The sequence below is a fragment of the Variovorax paradoxus genome, from assembly GCF_030815855.1.
Lineage (GTDB): Bacteria > Pseudomonadota > Gammaproteobacteria > Burkholderiales > Burkholderiaceae_C > Variovorax > Variovorax paradoxus_M.
Genome location: NZ_JAUSXG010000001.1, coordinates 5381542 through 5394867, shown reverse-complemented (window position 1 = coordinate 5394867; position 13326 = coordinate 5381542). Strand labels below are relative to the sequence as shown.

The window sequence follows — 13326 nt, the reverse complement described above, 5'->3', positions numbered from 1 at the left end:
AATCAGTTGACCAGCGTGGGATTGCGCTTTTCTTCTTCGATGCGTTGCTGCCGGCGCACCGCCTCGCATTGCGCATGCGTCTTGAATTCGGGCTTGAGGCACTGCGCGGCCATGCACTGGGCCTTCGCGATGAAGTTGCGGTCGCCGCAGATGGACTGCGGATCGGCCGGCCCCGCCGCCGCGGGCGTCGGGGCGGGCGCGGGGGCCACTGCCGGTGCAGCCTCGGGCGCGCCGGGTTGCGGCGGGGCCGCTGCCGCCGCCTTGCGCGACTTGGCCGCAGCGGCGGCGGACAGCGGCTTCGGACTCGCCGCGGCGGCCGATGCGGCCGGCGCCGGAGCAACGAGCGTTGGTTCCGCCGCCGGCGGCTCTGCGGGCGGATGTTCCGGCGCCGGCGCCGCCGCTCCCGAAGCCTCGGTCAAGGCAGGTGGCGCAATGGCCGGCCCCGCAGGTGCAGCGGGTGCCGTCACTTTGGCCTGCGCGCTCGGCTTGTCCGTTCCGTACCCGTACCACCCGGCGGCGATCATGAGCAGCCCCACCGCCAACAACACCAGCCAAAGCAGGATGCCGCGCAAGCGCGGCGGCTTCCGAACCTCGGCCCCGGCGGGCCGCGGCGTCCTGGGCCTGGAGGCTTTCTTGGCCCGGGGTTCACGCGGCGGCGAGGGTGGCCGCTTCGAACCGCCCGTTCCGACGATGACGGTCTTCTCATCGGCCAGCGAGCCGGCATGCATGTAGGCGGCTTGAGAAGCGATCGGCAAACTGCCGTCGAAAAGCCCGCCGGGAATGGTGGGTGCGCGCAATTGCGCGGGCGCCGTAGCGGCCCATTCGCGGTCCGACCGGCTGTCGGGGGCTGGAGGCGGCGCCATCGGCGCAGGCGAGGGTGTGGGTGCTGCGGACGGCAGCTTGCCGCCGCAACTCCTGCAGAAATTCGCGCCCTCGCGGTTCTCCGTGCTGCATACCGGACAGATCAAGGCCATGACGACTGACTTCTAGGGAACGATTTCAAAGAAAAAACTGGCTGCGAAGAGCCGTCCGGGCCCGAATGCGGAGCTGAGAGTTCGATGCTCAGGTCACCGCGACGCGCTTGGAGCGGTGCGCCATGCGCTTGGCGATCACGGCACCGAGCCCCATGGCGATTTCGAGCGCGAGGTTGGGTTGGCGATTCGACATTTCGGCGAACCGGATCGCCGTGAGGCGCCATACGCGGCCCGCGCCGGTGACCACCACGTTGGCCGAATGCGGTTCGCGCGAAAAGAAAGAGCCTTCGCCCACGACCGATCCGGGCATGAGCACGGCGAGCTTCATCTGTTCCTTGCTGCTCACGCGATGGACGCTGATCGCGCCGCCCTCGAGGAAATACACCGAACGGTCGTGCGTGCCTTGCTCGATGAGAACGTCGCCCACGCCGGTATCGATCGGCTGCAGGTAGCCCGCCAGCGTTTCCCACTGCTGTACGTTGAGCGTCAACGCGAACGCGTCGTTGCTGTTGTTGTCCGCGATGGCGCGGCTCAGGTTCTGGATGGACATGCTTTTCTCAACCCCCGCATCGGTGCAGAAGTATCCGCGAAGGCCGCGCCTTTCGGCTACAACTCTTTACGTTTTTCGTTGCGGCTGTCGCTATTTACCGATGCAGAAGCGCGAAAAGATGACCCCCAGCAGGTCGTCGGCGCCAAATTCGCCGGTGATTTCGTTCAGTGCGTTCTGCGCGAGACGCAACTCCTCGGCCAGCAGATCGAGCAACTGGGCTTGGGCAGCCAAGTGGCTTGCAGCCAACTCCAGGTGGGTTTCGACGCGGCCCAGCGCCTGCACGTGGCGCGCCCGCGCCAGGTAAACGCCCTCCGGCACCGACTGCCAGCCCGCCATGGCCAGCAGCTGCTCGCGCAGCGCTTCGATGCCGAGGCCGGTCTTGGCGGACAAGGCAATGCCCTGGGCCGCGCCCGCGCTGCCCATCGGTGCGGCGTCCTGCTTGTTCCAGACGTCGAGCACCGGCACGCTCGCAGGCAGCTTCTGCCGCAGGCTGCGCAGGATCTCTGCGTCGGCTGCGGCGTAGTCAGGCAAGCCCGCACGCGTCAGGTCGTGCAAGAACAGCACGGCGTCGGCGCTCTCGATCTGGCCCCACGCGCGCGCCACGCCGATCTGCTCGACCTCGTCGCTGCTGTCGCGCAGGCCCGCGGTGTCGGCCACATGCAGCGGCACGCCGTGGATCTGGATGGTCTGCGAAACGACGTCGCGCGTCGTGCCCGCCACCGCGCTCACGATGGCCAGCTCGGCGCCGGCCAGCGCGTTGAGCAGCGAACTTTTGCCTGCATTGGGCTGGCCCGCAATGACGACCTTGATGCCTTCGCGCAGCAGCGCGCCCTGTTTTGCGCGCTGCTGCACTGCCGCCAGTTGCGCCTGCAGCCTCGCGAGCTGCCCGGTGGCATCGGCCTTTTGGAGAAAGTCGATTTCCTCTTCGGGAAAGTCGAGCGTCGCCTCGACCAGCATGCGCAGATGAATCAGCGCGTCGCGCAGCGTATGGATCTCGCGCGAGAAGGCCCCCGAAAGCGAGCGCCCGGCGCTCCGCGCGGCCGCCTCGGTGCTGGCGTCGATCAGGTCGGCGATGGCCTCGGCCTGGGCCAGGTCGATCTTGCCGTTGAGAAAGGCGCGCTGGCTGAACTCGCCCGGCTCGGCCACGCGCAGGCCGGACAGTCGCGGCCGGCCGGTGACCGGATCGGGCTCTGCGGCGGCTTCGAGGCAACGCGCCAGCAGCAACTGCAGCACGACCGTTCCGCCATGGGCCTGCAACTCGAGCACGTCTTCGCCGGTGAACGAATGCGGCGAGGGAAAGTGAATCGCCAGGCCATGGTCGACCGGCTCGCCGGCCGCATCGCGGAAGGGGAGATAAGTGGCTTCGCGCGGCTTCAGCGACCGGCCGCAGAGCGCCTCGATCAGCGGCGCAAGCCGCGCACCCGAGACGCGCACGATGCCCACCGCCCCGCGCCCCGAGGCGGTGGCGATGGCGACGATGGGATCGGTGGTGCGGGCGAATGTCATGGAAGCGCGATTCTTTCAGCAAAAAGGAAAAGGGCCGCGGATGCGGCCCTTTGCATGGGTGGCGGAGGCCGTGCGGCTTACTTGCCCAGCACGCCCAGCCGCTTGTTGATGAACCACTGCTGCGCAATCGACAGCACGTTGTTGGTGATCCAGTACAGCACCAGGCCGGCCGGGAAGAAGATGAACATCACGCTGAACGCGAGCGGCATGATCCACATCAGCTTGGCTTGCATCGGATCGGGCGGCGTCGGGTTGAGCCAGGTCTGGAACAGCGAGGTGAGCGTCATCACGATCGGCAGGATGTACCAGGGGTCGGGTGCCGAGAGGTCGGTGATCCAGCCGATCCACGGTGCGTGGCGCATTTCGACCGACGACAAGAGCACCCAGTAGAGCGCGATGAACACCGGGATCTGGATCACGATCGGGAAGCAGCCGCCCATCGGATTGACCTTCTCGGTCTTGTAGATGCGCATCATCTCCTGCTGCATTTCTTGCGGCTTGTCCTTCAGCCGCTCGCGCATTTCCATGATCTTGGGGTTGATGGCCTTCATCTTGGCCATGCTGGCGTAGGCCTTGGCGTTGAGCCAGTAGAAGGCCGCCTTCAGCAGCACCACGAGCGCCACGATGGACCAGCCCCAGTTGCCGAGAATGCCGTGCAGCTGGTTCAGCAACCAGTACAGCGGCTTGGAAATGATCGCGAAGATGCCGTAGTCCTTGACCAGGTCCAGGCCCGGTGCAATGGCTTCGAGCTTCTTTTCTTCTTCGGGACCGGCGAACAGCACGCTGTTGACCACCTGGGTCTGGCCCGGAGCGATTTTCGGCAGCGTGGCCACCATGGCGACGGTGAAGAGGTTGTCGCCCAGGTCCTTCACGCGGAATTCGCGCTTGAGCTGTTCGCTGGCGGGGTCGCCCTTGAGCAGCCACGCCGAGACGAAGTAATGCTGCACCATCGCAATCCAGCCGTCGTTGGCGGGCGGCGGCGGCTCGATCTTGCCCTTGGCAATGTCCTTGAAGTCGAGCTTGTGGAACTTCTTCTCGTTGGTGTATGCCGCTGGGCCGGTGAAGGTGTTGGTGCCGAACATCGTGCCCGCTGCCACCGTGCCGTGGCGCAGCAGCTGCATGTAGAGCTGCGCGTCGCGCGGCTGGTCGCTCACGTTGACGACGTCGTGGCGCACATTGATGGTGTAGTCGCCGCGCTTGAAGACGTAGGTCTTGACGTACTTGAGGCCGCCCGCGGGTGCGCTTTCGAAGCTCACTTCGAGCGTGTTCTGGCCTTCGGCCATTTCGCGCGGGCCGGCCTTCGGCGTCATCGGGGTCAGGTGGTTGGGGAAGGGTTCGCCGGTCTGGCTCAGCAGGCCGGTTTGCGCCACGTAGCGCGTTGCGGGCGAGCCGTTCTCGAACAGCACCACGTGCTTGGTGCGGTCGGCCTCTTCGTACTTCAGCAGTTCGAGGTGGTTGACCGTGGCGCCTTCGCTGTCGATCACCGCCTTGAACAGGTCGGTGGTCACGCTGACCTGCTCACGCGGCGCGGCTGGCGCGGCTTGCGTGGGCACGGCGGCTGCGTTGCCTCCGGCGGTGGACGCGGTCGGCACGCTGCTGCCGGCGGCCGGCGTGCTGCCTGCCGGTGCGCTTGCAACGGCAGCCGGCTTGCTCGACGGCAGGAAGGTCGGCTTGTTGCCGTTGAAGACCTGCCATTGGTCCCACAGCAACACCAGCGAGAAACCAAAAATCACCCACAGGATCGTGCGGCGTATATCGTTCATGACGAAGACTTCTTGTCGGAGGAGAGAAGAGACGAAAACAGCGAGCCTGACTTGTCAGTGCGACGCTGTGATTTCGGTGGAACCGGATCGTGGCCGCCCCGGCACCAGGGCTGGCAGCGCGCGATGCGGTGCAGAGTGAGATAGCTGCCCTTGAGCGCACCGTGCACGTCCAGCGCCTCGATCGAATACACCGAGCAGCTCGGCGTGAAGCGGCACGACTGGCCGAGCCATGGGCTCAGCAGCAGGCGATAGCCCTTCACGAGGCCGATCAGCAGGCGTTTCATGAGGAGGAGAAGGAAGGCGGGGAAGAAGGAGACGAGGGAGCCGGCGAGCGCGCCGCCCGCGCCAGCAGTTGCTGGAGCTCGGCACGAACAGCGCCCTTGAGCTTGTCGGAGCTCGCGCTCACGAATTCCTTGCGGTCAAAACCCGCGCGCAGCCGCACCACGTGCGCCGCACGGGGCAGGCCGACGTCGGGCGCGGCGCTCACGGTATAGATCTGGCGCTTGATGGCGTTGCGCGTGACCGCGCGGCGCGCCCAGCGCTTGGGCACCATGGCGCCCAGCCAGACTGCGTCGGACGCGAACAAAGGCTGCGCGCTCGACGTGGAGTCGAGTGCGCAGCGATGCAATGCGAAATGAGCAGTGCGCGCCACAGTGGCACCTGCAAGGACGGCCTGGAATTGCGCGCGGGTCTTGAGCCGCTGCATGGAAACCGGGCCAGACACGCCAGAAGCACTGGCTGAGGAAGCTGGCGCTGGCGGGTCGGCTGCTGGCAACGGCAGAGGAACTGCCGTCAGACGGCCAGGCGCTTGCGGCCCTTGGCGCGGCGTGCGTTGATGACGGCACGGCCGCCACGGGTCTTCATACGGACCAGAAAGCCGTGGGTACGGGCGCGGCGGACTTTGGATGCTTGGTAAGTGCGTTTCATGATGAGATTTCCTGCTGATTCCCCCGATATCCACGATGTCCCACATGAACCTAGAAGGCCATATCGGACAGGCGGACGCTGGGAGCGTTTTTCGGATGACCCCCGAAAGACGCAATGAGGTTTTCAGGGAAACCCGCAATTATCGCAAACATTCGGCCCAACACCAAACATCGAGCGAGTTTGCGGGCCTTTGCATGGTACCCCGGGGCATGTGGATAAGGTTTTGACAAGTTAGAATGCGGACCGCCTTGCAGCAGAGAATATCCACAATACATATACCAAAAAATGGACGAGGGACGCACCACTTTTTCAAGCACCCATGTCGACTGACGGCATCGGTGAAAGCCTCTGGCAGGCCTGTGTCGACCAGCTCGCGCAGGAGCTGTCCGAGCAGCAATTCAATACCTGGATCAAACCCCTGACGGCGCAGGTCACCGACGACCTTTCGCGCATGACGGTGTTCGTTGCCAACCGCTTCAAGCTCGACTGGATCCGGGCCCAGTACGCCGGCAAGATTGCCGCCATGGCCGAGAAGATGTACGGCCAGCCGGTCGCGGTTGAGTTAGCGCTTGCTCCGCGAGAAGCGCCCGCGCGCTCTGCACCCGTCGCCGTCATGGCGGAAACCGACGTGCCGCGCGACGTGGCCGGGCCGGGCGAGGAGCCGGCTGCGGCGGGCTTCAAGAACCGGCTCAATTCGGGCCTGACCTTCGACACCCTGGTGGAGGGCACGGCCAACCGCATGGCGCGCGCCGCGGCCATGCACGTGGCCGGCATGCCGGGCCATCTGTACAACCCCCTGTTCATCTACGGCGGCGTCGGCCTGGGCAAGACCCACCTGATGCACGCTGTGGGCAACCGGCTGCTCGCCGACCGCCCGGATTCCAAAGTTCTCTACATCCATGCCGAGCAGTTCGTCTCGGATGTGGTCAAGGCCTATCAGCGCAAGACCTTCGACGAGTTCAAGGAGCGCTACCACTCGCTCGATCTGCTCCTGATCGACGACGTGCAGTTCTTCGCCAACAAGGACCGCACCCAGGAAGAATTCTTCAACGCGTTCGAAGCCCTGTTGGCCAAGAAGTCGCACATCGTGATGACCAGCGACACCTATCCGAAGGGTCTCGCCGACATTCACGAGCGGCTGGTGTCGCGCTTCGATTCGGGCCTCACGGTGGCCATCGAGCCGCCCGAGCTCGAGATGCGCGTGGCCATCCTGATCAACAAGGCGCGCGCCGAATCGGCCGAAATGCCCGAGGAAGTGGCCTTCTTCGTGGCCAAGAACGTGCGCTCCAACGTGCGCGAGCTCGAAGGCGCGCTGCGCAAGATCCTCGCGTACTCGCGCTTCAACCAGAAAGAAATCTCGATCGCCCTGGCGCGCGAGGCGCTGCGCGACCTGCTGTCGATCCAGAACCGGCAGATCTCGGTCGAGAATATCCAGAAGACGGTGGCCGACTACTACAAGATCAAGGTCGCCGACATGTACAGCAAGAAGCGCCCGGCCAGCATCGCGCGGCCGCGGCAGATCGCGATGTACCTGGCCAAGGAACTCACGCAAAAGAGCCTGCCGGAAATCGGCGAGCTGTTCGGTGGGCGCGACCACACGACGGTGCTGCACGCGGTGCGCAAGATTTCGGGCGAGCGCCAGCAGCTCACCGAACTCAACCAGCAGCTCCACGTGCTCGAACAAACGCTCAAGGGCTGACCCCCGGAATGTCATCAAGAATGCCCCACGCGACAGCGGAGAATGGCGTCTTACAAGCGGATTCAAAGAAATAAGAGAAGAGGAAGAAGACATGATCGTTTTGAAGGCAACCCAAGACAAAGTCCTCGCCGCGCTGCAGTCGGTCGCAGGCATCGTGGAGCGGCGCCATACCCTGCCGATCCTCGCCAATGTGCTGATCCGCAAGACCGGCGGCCAGCTGCAGCTGACCACCAGCGACCTCGAGATCCAGATCCGCACCACGGCCGAGCTCGGCGGCGATGAAGGCAACTTCACCACCACGATCGGCGCGCGCAAGCTGATCGACATCCTGCGCACCATGCCGGCCGACCAGACCGTGAGCCTCGAATCGAGCGCGAGCAAGCTGGTGCTCAAGGGCGGCAAGAGCCGTTTCACGCTGCAGTCGCTGCCGGCCGAAGACTTTCCGCTGGTGCAGGAAGCCGCCAACTTCGGCCCCGTGTTCAGCGTGCCGCAAAAGACGCTGAAGGACCTGCTCTCGCAGGTCTCGTTCGCCATGGCCGTGCACGACATCCGCTACTACCTGAACGGCATTTTGTTCGTCGCCGAAGGCAAGCAGCTGAGCCTCGTGGCCACCGACGGCCACCGCCTGGCGTTTTCGTCGGCCACGCTCGACGTCGAAGTGCCGCGCCAGGAAGTCATTCTTCCGCGCAAGACCGTGCTCGAAATGCAGCGCCTGCTGTCGGACGCCGAAGGCGCCATCGAGATGCAGTTTGCGAACAACCAGGCCAAGTTCAGCTTCGGCGGCATGGAGTTCGTCACCAAGCTGGTCGAAGGCAAGTTCCCCGACTACAACCGCGTGATTCCCAAGAACCACAAGAACAGCGTCACGCTCGGCCGCGCCCCCCTGTTGGCCAGCCTGCAGCGCACCGCCATCCTGACGAGCGAGAAGTTCAAGGGCGTTCGGCTCAACATCGAGCCTGGCACGCTGCGCATCGCGTCGAACAACGCCGAACAGGAAGAAGCGCAGGACGAGCTCGACATCGACTACGGCGGCGACGCCATCGAAATCGGCTTCAACGTGACCTACCTGATCGACGCCCTCGCGAACATGGGCCAGGACATGGTCAAGCTGGACCTGGCCGATTCCAACAGCTCGGCGCTACTGACCATCCCCGACAACGCGACATTCAAGTACGTTGTCATGCCCATGCGGATCTAGCCGCCAGAAAAGACAGCGCCTTGCGCAGACGACCCGCGGCCCCCCCGCGGGTTTGCGCTTTCAAGAGGCAGGAAAAATCGATTCCGAGAGCCCGAAAAATTTCGTGAATGCCGTGAGAGATAGAGGAATATCCGAATGAGTGCAGAAGAAAACAAGCCCCAAGTGCCCCACACCGAACCGGTCTACACGCCCGAGATCGAAAGTGCGGTGCCGATCGAGATCACGCCCGCCGACACCAGCTACGGCGAAGGCTCGATCACGATCCTCGAAGGGCTCGAGGCGGTGCGCAAGCGCCCCGGCATGTACATCGGCGACACCTCCGACGGCACGGGCCTGCACCACCTGGTGTTCGAAGTGGTCGACAACTCCATCGACGAGGCGCTGGCCGGCCATTGCGACGACATCGTCGTCACCATTCACACCGACAACTCGATCTCCGTGACCGACAACGGCCGCGGCATTCCGACCGGCGTGAAGATGGACGACAAGCACGAGCCCAAGCGCTCGGCGGCCGAAATTGCGCTCACCGAACTGCACGCCGGCGGCAAGTTCAACCAGAACAGCTACAAGGTATCGGGCGGCCTGCACGGCGTGGGCGTGAGCTGCGTGAACGCGCTGAGCGTGAAGCTGCGCCTGATCGTGCGCCGCGAAGGCAAGATCCACGAACTCGAATTCAGCCGCGGCTTCGTGCAGAACCGCTTGCTCGAAACCGTGAACGGCTTCGAGGTGTCGCCTATGAGGGTCATCGGCGAAACGGACAAGCGAGGCACCGAGGTGCACTTTCTGCCCGACACGGAAATCTTCAAGGAAAACAGCGATTTCCATTACGAAATCCTGAGCAAACGCCTGCGCGAGCTGAGCTTCCTGAACAACGGTGTGCGCATCCGCCTGCTCGACGAGCGCACCGGCAAGGAAGACGACTTCTCCGGCGCCGGCGGCGTGCGCGGCTTCGTGGAGTTCATCAACAAGGGCAAGACCGTCCTGCATCCGAACTCGTTCTATGCAGCAGGCGAGAAGCCCGCCGACACCTACGGCGGCATCCCGGGCACGCACATCGGCGTGGAAGTGGCCATGCAGTGGAACAGCGGCTACAACGAGCAGGTGCTGTGCTTCACCAACAACATTCCGCAGCGCGACGGTGGCACCCACCTCACGGGCCTGCGCGCCGCGATGACCCGCGTCATCAACAAGTACATCGAAGAAAACGAGTTCGCCAAGAAGGCGAAGGTCGAGGTCACCGGCGACGACATGCGCGAAGGCCTGTGCTGCGTGCTGAGCGTGAAGGTGCCCGAGCCCAAGTTCTCGAGCCAGACCAAGGACAAGCTGGTGTCCAGCGAAGTGCGCGCGCCGGTGGAAGACATCGTCGGCCGCCTCTTGACCGACTACCTGCAGGAACGCCCGAACGACGCCAAGATCATCTGCGGGAAGATCGTCGAGGCGGCCCGCGCCCGCGAAGCCGCCCGCAAGGCGCGCGAAATGACGCGCCGCAAGGGCGTGCTCGACGGCATGGGCCTGCCCGGCAAGCTGGCCGACTGCCAGGAAAAGGACCCCGCGCTGTGCGAGGTCTACCTGGTGGAGGGCGACTCCGCCGGCGGCTCCGCCAAGCAGGGCCGCGACCGGAAATTCCAGGCCATCCTGCCGCTGCGCGGCAAGATCCTGAACGTGGAAAAAGCGCGCTACGAGAAACTGCTCACCAGCAACGAAATTCTCACCATGATCACGGCGCTGGGCACCGGCATCGGCCGCGCCGGCGCCACCAGCGCGGGCGGCGGGGCGGACGACTTCAACGTCGCCAAGCTGCGCTACCACCGCATCATCATCATGACCGACGCCGACGTCGACGGCGCCCACATCCGCACGCTGCTGCTCACCTTCTTCTACCGGCAGATGCCGGAGCTGGTCGAGCGCGGCCACATCTACATCGCGCAGCCGCCGCTCTACAAGGTGAAGGTCGGCAAGGAAGAGCAGTACCTGAAGGACGGCCCCGCGCTCGACGCCTTCCTGCTCAAGGTGGCCCTGAAAGACGCGAGCATCGAGACCGGCGGCCCCAATTCGACCACCCTGAGCGGCGACACCCTGGCCGAACTGGCGCGCAAGCACCAGCTGGCCGAGGCGGTGATTGCGCGGCTGCGCAACTTCATGGATGCCGAGGCCCTGCGCGCCATTGCCGACGGCGTGGCGCTCGACCTCGACACCACGCCCGCGGCCGAAGCCTCGGCCGTGGCACTGCAGGCCAAGCTGCGCGAGCTCAACACCACCGGCGTGCCGGCCGAAGTGACCAGCGAGTTCGATGCCCGCACCGACAAGCCGCTCTTGCGCATCAGCCGCCGCCACCACGGCAACATCAAGAGCAGCGTGCTCACGCAGGACTTCGTGCACGGCGCCGACTACGACGCGCTGGCCCAGGCCGCGAACACCTTCCGCGGCCTTCTGAGCAGCGACGGTGCCATCGTCCGCCGCGGCGAAGGCGAACGCGCCAAGGAAGAAAAGGTGGCCGACTTCCGCATCGCGATGAAGTGGCTCATCGGCCAGGCCGAGAACGCCACCTCGCGCCAGCGCTACAAGGGCCTGGGCGAAATGAATCCCGCGCAGCTGTGGGAAACCACCATGGACCCGACCGTGCGCCGCCTGCTGCGCGTGCAGATCGACGACGCCATCGAGGCGGATCGCGTGTTCACGATGCTGATGGGCGACGAGGTGGAGCCGCGGCGCGAGTTCATCGAGCAGAACGCATTGCGGGCTGCGAATATCGACGTGTAGGAACTGACAGGGCACAAAGCAACCGTGTGGTTGCGCGAGGCCTTGGTGCTGATCCTGTCAGCCCGGGGCATCGCATCGTCGTCATCGGCTGGCGCGCCCTCATGCCCAAGGCGGAGGCGCGCAAGACTGCCAGGCGGCGCACCGCATGAGTGAAGGTGTTCCGCTATGATCAACCCGTTGGTGCTCGCTTCGTCTTTCCGGTCGAAGCAGTTCAACGGGAATCAGGAGGGGTGGTGCGGCAAGCCATCGCGCGCCCTAACCTGAGCTGCCCCCGCAACGGTAAGCGAACGTGAGCCCTCGTGCTCGCCGCTCGTGTCTATAGCCCACTAGGTCAATCCGCGCAATCTGCGCTGCCTGGGAAGGGAACACGGGTCGTCTTCGCCAGCCCGGATACCGGCCAACGAGGCGGCGCGCTGTGCGAACGGCGCGCCTTGTGGTGCGTACCTGCGGGGAAGCGGGTGAGCATGGCTGGCGCGGTATTTTCTCTATGGCACGCATCCCCTTCAGGCGACATGGCCCTGGCTCACGCCCGCTGTGCAGTGGCGTTCGTGCGCTGCGAGTGGCCGGCAGGCCGATGAGGGTCGGCGGATGATTGCAACCGCAGCCTTCAGATGTCCCGCGCTGCTGGTCACGGCCCCGGCGTCGGGCCAAGGTAAGACCACCGTCACTGCCGCTTTGGCGCATTGGCATCGCAGCAAGGACCGGCGCGTGCGGGTGTTCAAGACCGGGCCGGATTTTCTCGACCCCATGGTGCTCGAACGTGCCAGCGGCGCGCCGGTGCAGCAGCTCGACTTGTGGATGGGGGGGGAGGCGCACTGTGCCGAGCTCTTGCACCGTGCAGCTGCGGAGGCCGACCTGATCCTGGTCGAAGGCGCGATGGGGCTGCACGATGGAACGCCGTCGAGTGCCGATCTGGCGCTGCATTTCGGACTGCCGGTACTGGCCGTGATCGATGCATCGTCGATGGCGCAGACCTTCGGCGCAGTCGCCCACGGGCTGGCGACCTATCGCCCCGGCCTGCAGCTGGCGGGCGTGCTGGCCAATCGCGTGGGCAGCGCGGGCCATGCGCAGATGGTGCGCGAGAGCCTGCCGGCCGGCATGGCCTGGTACGGCGCGCTGCCGCGCGGCGGGCACTACGCGTTGCCGTCGCGCCACCTCGGCCTCGTGCAGGCCGGCGAGGTCGACGACATCGCCGAGCGCATCGCAGCCGCCGCGCTTGCGCTGGCCGAGCACGGGGCGCTGCCGATGCCGCCCGCCGTGGAATTCAACGCGCCGCTGCGCCCGGCTTCGGATTCAGGTCTGCCCGTTTCGCTCGCCGGCGTGACGATCGCCATCGCGCAAGATGCCGCCTTCTCGTTCGTCTACTCCGCCAATCTCGACCTCCTGCGCACCCTGGGCGCGCAACTCCGCTTCTTTTCGCCGCTGGCCAACGAACCGGTGCCGCAAGAAGCGCATGCGCTGTACCTTCCGGGCGGTTACCCGGAACTGCACTTGCACGCGCTGGCCGGCAATACGGCGACGCGCGAATCCATCGCTGCGCACCATGCCGCGGGTCGCCCGATGGTCGCGGAGTGCGGCGGCATGCTGGTGCTGCTGGAGTCGCTGAGCGACGCTGCCGGCCACAAGGCGCCCATGCTGGGTTTGCTGCCCGGGCAGGGCGCGATGTCCGACCGGCTCGTCAACCTCGGCATGCACAGCCTGGAGTTGCCCGAAGGCGAGGTCCGCGGCCACACTTTTCATTACGCCCGCATCGACACGCGCGCGCCGGCTGCACTGCACACGCGAGCCCGGCGCCACCACGGCCAGGCCGAAGCGGTCTTCCGCCAGAAACGCCTTTTCGCGTCCTTCATGCATCTGTACTTTCCGAGCAATCCAGCGGCCATCGCCGCGTTGTTCAAGCCCTGATCGCGCGCTGGCAACGCCGCACGCGACCCCACAGAAACACCACA

General features: G+C 65.4%; 11 protein-coding genes and 1 riboswitch. Of the genes, 4 read left to right on the top strand and 7 right to left on the bottom strand.

Annotated features, from left to right (window positions below; translation table 11 throughout):
- Nucleotides 1-2 precede the first annotated feature (2 nt).
- The 7 genes from QFZ42_RS25625 to rpmH form a co-directional block, all read right to left on the bottom strand.
- Complete coding sequence (locus QFZ42_RS25625; RefSeq protein ID WP_373423367.1) at nt 3-974, bottom strand: zinc ribbon domain-containing protein; 972 nt, start codon at nt 972-974, stop codon at nt 3-5.
- An 88-nt stretch (nt 975-1062) separates the two neighbouring features.
- Nucleotides 1063-1524 (bottom strand): Crp/Fnr family transcriptional regulator, encoded by a 462-nt coding sequence (locus tag QFZ42_RS25620; RefSeq protein ID WP_307703673.1) that lies wholly within the window; start codon nt 1522-1524, stop codon nt 1063-1065.
- Between the two features lie 90 nt (nt 1525-1614).
- The gene (gene mnmE / locus QFZ42_RS25615) at nt 1615-3030 is read right to left on the bottom strand and encodes a tRNA uridine-5-carboxymethylaminomethyl(34) synthesis GTPase MnmE (protein WP_307703672.1); all 1416 of its coding nucleotides are present in this window, start codon (nt 3028-3030) and stop codon (nt 1615-1617) included.
- A gap of 77 nt (nt 3031-3107) precedes the next feature.
- Nucleotides 3108-4793, bottom strand: coding sequence for a membrane protein insertase YidC (gene yidC / locus QFZ42_RS25610; RefSeq protein WP_307703671.1), 1686 nt, complete (start codon nt 4791-4793; stop codon nt 3108-3110).
- Nucleotides 4790-5077: a membrane protein insertion efficiency factor YidD gene (gene yidD / locus QFZ42_RS25605; protein WP_307703670.1), complete on the bottom strand. Its 288-nt coding sequence runs from the start codon at nt 5075-5077 to the stop codon at nt 4790-4792. The genes yidC and yidD overlap by 4 nt, the downstream gene beginning before the upstream one ends.
- The gene (locus QFZ42_RS25600; protein WP_307703669.1) at nt 5074-5499 is read right to left on the bottom strand and encodes a ribonuclease P protein component; all 426 of its coding nucleotides are present in this window, start codon (nt 5497-5499) and stop codon (nt 5074-5076) included. Before QFZ42_RS25600 ends, yidD begins: the two co-directional genes overlap by 4 nt.
- 86 nt (nt 5500-5585) lie before the next feature.
- The gene (gene rpmH, locus QFZ42_RS25595) at nt 5586-5720 is read right to left on the bottom strand and encodes a 50S ribosomal protein L34 (RefSeq protein WP_007834827.1); all 135 of its coding nucleotides are present in this window, start codon (nt 5718-5720) and stop codon (nt 5586-5588) included.
- Between the two features lie 319 nt (nt 5721-6039).
- Between rpmH and dnaA the strand changes: the two genes are divergently transcribed.
- The 4 genes from dnaA to QFZ42_RS25575 all read left to right on the top strand — a co-directional run bounded on the left by dnaA (nt 6040) and on the right by QFZ42_RS25575 (nt 13282).
- Nucleotides 6040-7419, top strand: a complete 1380-nt coding sequence (gene dnaA / locus QFZ42_RS25590) for a chromosomal replication initiator protein DnaA (protein ID WP_307703668.1) — start codon at nt 6040-6042, stop codon at nt 7417-7419.
- Between the two features lie 91 nt (nt 7420-7510).
- Entirely contained in the window at nt 7511-8617 is a 1107-nt protein-coding gene (gene dnaN, locus QFZ42_RS25585) for a DNA polymerase III subunit beta (protein WP_307703667.1), read from the top strand.
- 135 nt (nt 8618-8752) lie between these two features.
- A complete protein-coding gene (gene gyrB, locus QFZ42_RS25580; RefSeq protein ID WP_307703666.1) occupies nt 8753-11377 on the top strand; it encodes a DNA topoisomerase (ATP-hydrolyzing) subunit B in 2625 nt (874 codons plus the stop codon).
- A gap of 161 nt (nt 11378-11538) precedes the next feature.
- Nucleotides 11539-11793, top strand: a riboswitch (cobalamin riboswitch).
- Between the two features lie 172 nt (nt 11794-11965).
- Nucleotides 11966-13282, top strand: a complete 1317-nt coding sequence (locus tag QFZ42_RS25575) for a cobyrinate a,c-diamide synthase (protein ID WP_307703665.1) — start codon at nt 11966-11968, stop codon at nt 13280-13282.
- The last annotated feature ends 44 nt before the right edge of the window (nt 13283-13326 follow it).

Excerpts from the sequence above, each read along its gene's own strand:
- mnmE (WP_307703672.1), bottom strand. The coding sequence starts at position 3,030 with ATGACATTCGCCCGCACCACCGATCCCATCGTCGCCATCGCCACCGCC.
- yidD (WP_307703670.1), bottom strand. The coding sequence starts at position 5,077 with ATGAAACGCCTGCTGATCGGCCTCGTGAAGGGCTATCGCCTGCTGCTG.
- dnaN (WP_307703667.1), top strand. The coding sequence starts at position 7,511 with ATGATCGTTTTGAAGGCAACCCAAGACAAAGTCCTCGCCGCGCTGCAG.
- QFZ42_RS25600 (WP_307703669.1), bottom strand. The coding sequence starts at position 5,499 with ATGCAGCGGCTCAAGACCCGCGCGCAATTCCAGGCCGTCCTTGCAGGT.
- yidC (WP_307703671.1), bottom strand. The coding sequence starts at position 4,793 with ATGAACGATATACGCCGCACGATCCTGTGGGTGATTTTTGGTTTCTCG.
- QFZ42_RS25625 (WP_373423367.1), bottom strand. The coding sequence starts at position 974 with ATGGCCTTGATCTGTCCGGTATGCAGCACGGAGAACCGCGAGGGCGCG.
- gyrB (WP_307703666.1), top strand. The coding sequence starts at position 8,753 with ATGAGTGCAGAAGAAAACAAGCCCCAAGTGCCCCACACCGAACCGGTC.
- dnaA (WP_307703668.1), top strand. The coding sequence starts at position 6,040 with ATGTCGACTGACGGCATCGGTGAAAGCCTCTGGCAGGCCTGTGTCGAC.
- QFZ42_RS25575 (WP_307703665.1), top strand. The coding sequence starts at position 11,966 with ATGATTGCAACCGCAGCCTTCAGATGTCCCGCGCTGCTGGTCACGGCC.
- QFZ42_RS25620 (WP_307703673.1), bottom strand. The coding sequence starts at position 1,524 with ATGTCCATCCAGAACCTGAGCCGCGCCATCGCGGACAACAACAGCAAC.
- rpmH (WP_007834827.1), bottom strand. The coding sequence starts at position 5,720 with ATGAAACGCACTTACCAAGCATCCAAAGTCCGCCGCGCCCGTACCCAC.